The 6,298-nt window shown below is 64.5% G+C and carries 9 protein-coding genes; 8 read left to right on the top strand and 1 reads right to left on the bottom strand.

Going from position 1 to position 6,298, the window contains the following annotated elements:
• Positions 1 to 845 (bottom strand): YihY/virulence factor BrkB family protein (locus ABZZ74_RS52120; protein ID WP_356951150.1); only part of this gene is annotated, 845 nt, incomplete at its 3' end.
• Between the two features lie 329 nt (positions 846 to 1,174).
• Between ABZZ74_RS52120 and ABZZ74_RS52115 the strand changes: the two genes are divergently transcribed.
• The 8 genes from ABZZ74_RS52115 to ABZZ74_RS52080 all read left to right on the top strand — a co-directional run bounded on the left by ABZZ74_RS52115 (position 1,175) and on the right by ABZZ74_RS52080 (position 6,268).
• Positions 1,175 to 1,444 (top strand): hypothetical protein, encoded by a 270-nt coding sequence (locus ABZZ74_RS52115; RefSeq protein ID WP_356951149.1) that lies wholly within the window; start codon positions 1,175 to 1,177, stop codon positions 1,442 to 1,444.
• A gap of 34 nt (positions 1,445 to 1,478) precedes the next feature.
• On the top strand, positions 1,479 to 1,787 hold the full coding sequence (locus ABZZ74_RS52110) for a hypothetical protein (RefSeq protein ID WP_356951148.1): 309 nt from the start codon (positions 1,479 to 1,481) through the stop codon (positions 1,785 to 1,787).
• 883 nt (positions 1,788 to 2,670) lie between these two features.
• The gene (gene ltrA, locus ABZZ74_RS52105; protein WP_356951147.1) at positions 2,671 to 3,933 is read left to right on the top strand and encodes a group II intron reverse transcriptase/maturase; all 1,263 of its coding nucleotides are present in this window, start codon (positions 2,671 to 2,673) and stop codon (positions 3,931 to 3,933) included.
• 108 nt (positions 3,934 to 4,041) lie between these two features.
• Positions 4,042 to 4,701: a 2OG-Fe(II) oxygenase gene (locus ABZZ74_RS52100; RefSeq protein ID WP_356951146.1), complete on the top strand. Its 660-nt coding sequence runs from the start codon at positions 4,042 to 4,044 to the stop codon at positions 4,699 to 4,701.
• A 9-nt stretch (positions 4,702 to 4,710) separates the two neighbouring features.
• Complete coding sequence (locus ABZZ74_RS52095) at positions 4,711 to 5,268, top strand: AAA family ATPase (RefSeq protein WP_356951145.1); 558 nt, start codon at positions 4,711 to 4,713, stop codon at positions 5,266 to 5,268.
• Between the two features lie 85 nt (positions 5,269 to 5,353).
• A complete protein-coding gene (locus ABZZ74_RS52090; protein WP_356951144.1) occupies positions 5,354 to 5,566 on the top strand; it encodes a helix-turn-helix domain-containing protein in 213 nt (70 codons plus the stop codon).
• Between the two features lie 59 nt (positions 5,567 to 5,625).
• On the top strand, positions 5,626 to 6,000 hold the full coding sequence (locus ABZZ74_RS52085; RefSeq protein WP_356951143.1) for a transposase: 375 nt from the start codon (positions 5,626 to 5,628) through the stop codon (positions 5,998 to 6,000).
• A 49-nt stretch (positions 6,001 to 6,049) separates the two neighbouring features.
• Complete coding sequence (locus ABZZ74_RS52080) at positions 6,050 to 6,268, top strand: hypothetical protein (protein ID WP_356951142.1); 219 nt, start codon at positions 6,050 to 6,052, stop codon at positions 6,266 to 6,268.
• The last annotated feature ends 30 nt before the right edge of the window (positions 6,269 to 6,298 follow it).

The raw sequence follows: 6,298 nt of genomic DNA, 5'->3' as shown, positions 1-6,298 counted from the left end.
TAGGAGGCGAAGTTGGCGACGTAGAAGGCGAAGCCGGCGGAGGCGAGCAGCCAGATCAGCAGGGCCAGGAAGCTGCCCGGAGTGATCCACTTGAATCCCTTCACCCGGGCGTTGGGGGTGGCCCAGTACAGCAGGGCGATCATGACCGTGACGAGGACCGCCAGCACGGGCCATTTGGCGATCGACCACACCGTCAGGGCGGTGTCGCCCACTCCGAGCGCCGTGCCGGCCTTGCGGGCGAGAGCTCCGGTGAAGACCACGATCAGGGCGCTGATCACGGCGAGCACCAGCAGGACGGCCGTCAGTGCGACCCGCACGGGCAGGATCTTCCACACCGGGCGGCCTTCGGGCATGTCGTAGACGGCGTTGGCGGCGCGGATGAACGCGGCGACGTATCCGGATGCCGACCACACGGCCAGGACGATGCCGACGATCGCGATGACCGATCCGAGGCCGGCGTTGTTCTGCAGCTGGGTGACGGCCCCGGTGATGATCGTGCGGGCGGAGCCCGGGGTGAACTGCTGCAGGTTCTTCAGCACCGTATCCGTGGCCGACTTGCCGGCCAGGCCGAGCAGCGACACCAGCACCAGCAGCGCCGGGAACAGGGACAGCAGGCCGTAGTACGTCAGTGCCGCGGCCCGGTCGGCCAGCTCGTCGTCCTTGAACTCCCGCAGGCTGCCCTTCAGCACCGCCCCCCACGCCGTCTTCGGCAGCCGCGTCGGCGTATCCGGCGCGCGCCGCTCCACCGCAGGCCCGGGGCCTACCTCCTGGGGCGGCGGGGCCTCGCGCTCGGGAGCCTCGGCACTGTCGTGATGTTCTTTTCGCCCCGGGAGATGCAGCTTCATGCCCGCCGGGTACCCCCGCATACCCGCCCAATCGGGATGCCGTACCACGATCCGGCGAAGGGAGCGGGTGCCGCCCGGCGTGTTCGCACGCCATGGCGGGTGTGGAGCCGCGGCCGGTGCTGTGCGGCGGGGCGTCGGTGGCGGCATGACGGCGCCCAGGCTGAGGAGCACGGTTGCTGATCCCTTGATCAGTCGTTGGCAGAGCCCGCGCCGCGGGAGCTGGGCCCGACGCTCCGTGACGCCGATGCCGTGCGACACCAACCGCTGACCGGCAGGCCGTGGTCGCACCCCGGCCACGGCCCCGACCACGACCGCGGGCATGCCCCGGCTTGCCCCGTCCACGGCTGGTCACCGGCCTGCCCAGCCAGCACCGCCCGGCCGACCGGACAAGCCCCCGGAAGCGGGCTGCCAACGGCATCAGCGCGTTCAGGGCCACGAGGACGGCACCCACGGTGGTGCGGGTGATACCGCCCTCCGACTCCGCTTTCGCGCTGGCTGCTGTGCCGGTCCGCGTCATGCTGCCCGCCGATCCCCTGCTCGGCACCCCGGCCCAGGACGTCAACCCCTGCGTCCACATGGTGTCAGTCCCCAACCGATAGGCTTGATCACGCGGAATCGGGGGAGGCGGAGCCTGTGTCATCTGCGCCGTCCAACCTGCTCCAGCAGGTCCGGCATGCCTTGATCCAGGCTGGCTTTCACCTCGTTGGCGACGAGGCGAACGACGGCAGGCCGGGACTTGAGGTAGCGAAAGTGCCGGCGGGAGTACTGGTGAAGTGGACGACCTCGGACGCGTTCACCTCGCTGGCGAAGGACCAACGCGGCACCTCCGGTGACGGCATGCAGGCGGTTGTGCAGGCTGCGGTATCGGGCCTGCTGGTCCAGTTGGGCCACACCGTCAGCCCCATCGGCGGCGGTGCCCTGCTGGTTCAAACCGATCAGTAGGTCAGCGTGCCACTCGTTTCAGCGCGTCGTCACTTCAGTCACATGGGCAACGGCAGGCACGAACGAAGCATTCGCTCAACGGTCACCAACTCATCGGTGCACCACTCGGGGCACTGCGGGGTTGCGCCACCGGCTTCTGCGGGGTGCGGGCTTCGCCAGGTCACCCAGCGCGGTCAGGCCTGCTTCGTACGCCGACACTTCATCCCGGGCGACAGCCGTGGCAAGAGGATCTCCTCCTGCGGCCGCCGGGTACGGATGCCGGCAGGGCAGCCGACGACGGCGGCGATTGATTGCCCCAGACTTTGTGTCCTGAACATGAAAGGGAGCCGATTGTAGGCAGCTTCTGGAAATGGTGCTGTGCGAGAGATGAAGGTTATGGCCCTTCGGAGCCGCCCTGCGGGGGGAGGCTCCAAACCGCCTCATGCCGCGTTGGCTGAAGACCGTCGTGGTGAGCGATGAGGAAAAGGCGTCGTAAGAGGCGTCAGGTGGGGATCGGGAAGACGAACGCAAGTGAATCGCTGCTGATGTGTCGAAAGACAACCAGATGACATCAAAACCGGGGCATGGTTTGGGCTCCGGGATGAGCCTGGCGGGTGCCCGTTTATTGGCCAGGTGGTGTCCGGCATGTAGGCGACGTGAGTCCGGTCTGCGGCTTTCGCATGGAACAGGAGAAGGCAGTCCCCGACACTGCCCGTCGTTGTGGCGGGCGAGAGGGAGCGCCCCAAGCAGCGGACACTGCAAGGGGCTGAGTACCGATGCGGGGCCTGCCGGCGGACCGGCCCATAGTAGTGATGAAGCCCCTGTAATGGGGGCGGAGCGAAGGGGCCGGGCTACTCGTGACTGAGTTGATCGCATCAACCGGACGGTGTCCGGGAGGAGTCCGATGGGCCAGTTGAAGTCACAAGCCAAGCCGTTTGATATCTCGAAGTGGGAAGTGAAGGAGGCGTGGGAGGAAGTCAGGGCGAACAGGGGTGCACCAGGAGCGGACGGGCAGAGCATCGCCGACTTGGAGAAGGACCTGAAGAACAACCTGTATAAGGTCTGGAACCGGATGTCGTCGGGCTCATACTTTCCGTCTCCGGTGCGTGCAGTTCCGATTCCGAAGCCTCACGGTGGTGGCACGAGAATGCTTGGCATTCCCGCTGTCGCCGACCGGGTGGCTCAGACCGTAGTGGCCCGGCATCTGATGCGACGGGTGGAGCCAATTTTCCATCCGGACAGCTACGGATACCGGCCCGGACGGTCTGCTTTGGACGCGGTGGGGAAGTGCCGGGAGCGTTGCTGGAAGCGGGACTGGGCGGTGGAGTTCGACATCACCAAGTTCTTCGACAGCGTGCCCTGGGACCTGCTGGTCAAGGCGGTGGAAGCGCACACTGACGCCGTTTGGGTGAAGTTGTATGTGCGGCGGTGGCTTGCTGCTCCGCTCGTCATGCCCGACGGCTCCCTGCTGGAGCGGGAGTGCGGGACGCCCCAAGGGGCTCCGGTTTCTCCTGTTTTGGCGAACCTGTTCCTGCATTACGCGTTCGACACCTGGATGGTGCGGGAGTTCCCGGCCGTCTGGTTCGAACGGTATGCGGACGATGCGGTACTGCACTGCGTCTCCGAGAGCGAAGCCCGCCAGGTGCTGGCCGCGCTCACGGACAGGATGGCCGAGGTCGGGCTGCACCTGCACCCGGCCAAGCCCCGGATCGTGTACTGCCAGAACGGGAGACGCCAACGCTCCTACGAGCACACGTCGTTCACGTTCCTTGGATACACGTTCCGCGCCAGGCGAAGCCGGAACCGGCACGGCGTGCAGTTCCTCTCGTTCGATCCGGCAGTCAGCAAGGACGCTCTGAAGAAGATGGGACGGGAGGTGCGGTCCTGGCGCCTGCACACCCGCTCGGATCTGTCCTTCCACGAGCTCGCCCGCAGGATCAATCCCGTGGTGGCGGGCTGGCTCAACTACTACGGCCGCTTCAGGCCCTGGGAGTTGCGCACCCTCGTCATGCGCATCAACGCCTACCTGGTGCGCTGGATCCGCCAGAAGTACAAGCGACTCGCGGCCAAGCGGAAGGCCCACGCGAAACTCGTGGAGATCGCCCAGCGTTACCCGCGCATGTTCGCGCACTGGCGGCTGACCACGGACGCCGTACTGGCTTGTTGATCAGAGTGGCAAGAGCCGTGTAACGGGAGACTGTTACGCACGGTTCTGTGAGAGCCGAGGGGTGCGATTCCCCTCGGCTACTCGGCGGCGCCAGCAAGGAAAAATGGTATGGTATCCAGATATTTTGCACTCCAGCAGATTGCACGCGGGACTCTACATGAACAGCCGTTCAAATGGGGGCAACTGGTCGAAATATGGCGCAACGAATCCATCGCGAATACGCTGGCGCATGAGTTCCCGACTGACGCGTTCAACTATCGCGAGCGCAATGGCGGATATTTCTACCGGCGTACCATTGTTCCACTGGCGTCCCGTCGGGTAGATGACCCGAAAACATTGTCGGACTCCTGGCGCGGGATGTGTGAGGAGCTTGCATCCACGGATTTTCGGGCAGCCGTGGCAGAACTCTGTGGAACCGATCTATCAGAGTACCCGATGGAAGCCGTCGCTTTTCGGGGAGGGCGGGATACACACTATCTGCCGCATGTCGACGCCTCGTTACGTTTGGGCTTTCGGCTGATCATCTATTTCAACGCCAGATGGAAAGAGGACTGGGGAGGGTCACTCCGCATCCTCGATCCTCTTGATCACTCTACGATTCATCACAAGATACCGCCAAAGGTGGGGAACGCCACCGTGATCGTTCGTGATGGACATTTTGCCGATACCTGGCACGAGGTGACACGTTTGACGGGTGCCGGAATCGCGACCCGCAATACGCTCAATGTCACCTACTATCAACCGGGCACAACGCGCACGTCTCAGTGATGGAGAAGGATGGACAACCCGCGAAGACTGATTCTGCTTTATGGCCCGCCTGCCGTAGGTAAACTAACCGTGGGAAAGGAACTAGCCCAGTTGTTGCCCGCGGCCCTTCTGCACAACCACTTAACATACAATTTGGCCGTCGATCTGCTCTCGCCAGGCGGAAGTTTCGAGGTGCATAGGAGATTCGCGAGCCGACTTCGCCTCCACGCAATGGAGCTGCTGTTCGAATATGATGCCAGAGATATAGCAACCACGTTCTGCTATGGCGGACGCAGTGATAACTGGTATATTGACAAGCTGAAGTCACTCTGCCGGAAGCATGGGGCTATGCCTTACTTTGCCCACCTCGCGGCGGAAAATGAAGTCCTGCTCTCTAGGGTAGAGAATCGCGACCGCCTCGCATTCGGAAAGGTCAACAGCCGGACGCGACTGGAGGAAATCCTTCAGGGAAACGGCTACACCACGTCCATACAATCAGCTCGCCATATTCGTGTGGATACGTCAACGCTTCCTCCCCGAGATGCGGCGATCACGCTGATGAATTGGATGAATGGAAAACAGCAATAATTCCCACCACCTACGGGTCGACTTCCAGGCTACTGATCTTTGAGGCCGTGGTTGACGAGTCGGCTATGTGCGGCATACCAAATGTATGGGGACTCGAACTGGCAGGCAGCTGAGCCTGGATGAGGCGGAGCGGCGGCGTTTGCAGGCGGCCGGCTTATTCGAACAAGGGATGCGGCAGAGCAAGGTCGCGGGGGTGCTCGGGGTGAGTCGGCAGGCGGTCAGCCTGTGGCACCGGGCCTGGCGGGAGGGCGGCAGTGACGCGCTGTTGTCCAGGGGCCGGGCGGCAGCTCGTACTTGAGTGCCGAGCAGGAAGCGGAGCTGGAGGTCTTGCTGCGGGCTGGAATCAAGTGGCGTGCGATGCCCGGGGACTTCCCGCCATGGGACCGGGTGTATGCGTTCTTCCGCCGCTGGCGCGACCATGGTCTGGTCAAGGAGTTTCACGACCGGCTGCGTGGGCAGGTCCGCGAAACGCTGGGCCGCGACGCGGCACCGACGGCCGGTGTGATCGACTCGCAGTCGGTCAAGGCGGACGCCGTCGTCGGATCGGACAGCCGCGGCTTCGACGGCGGCAAACTGGTCAACGGGCGCAAGCGGCACGTCGTGGTCGACACGCTCGGCCTGCTGCTGGGCGTGATGGTCACCGCCGCGGACACCGGCGACCGCACCGCCGCCCACGTGCTGCTCGGACAGGTCGCCGACGTGCACCACCGGCTGGAACTGGTCTTGGGCTGACGGCGGCTACACCGGCAGCCTCGTCGCCTACTGCCTCACCACGCTCGCGGTGGTCCTGGCGATCGTGAAACGCACCGACGACATGTCGGGCTTCGTGGTGCTGCCCAAGTGGTGGATCGTCGAGCGGTTCTTCGCCCACCTGATGCGCACCGGTCGCCTGGTGCGCGACTTCGAACGCCGCACTGCCAGCGCCGAGGCGATGGTCTATTGGTCGATGACCCTGCTCATGACGCGCCGCCTTGCCCGGCCACACCCTGGGCGAGGCTGAACCGGCCCGGCTGCCGCTCGGCCAACCAGC

Source organism: Streptomyces sp. NPDC006476 (assembly GCF_040612015.1).
In the GTDB taxonomy this organism is placed as follows: Bacteria; Actinomycetota; Actinomycetes; order Streptomycetales; family Streptomycetaceae; genus Streptomyces; species Streptomyces griseorubiginosus_B.
This window is presented reverse-complemented; position numbering and strand designations above follow the sequence as displayed.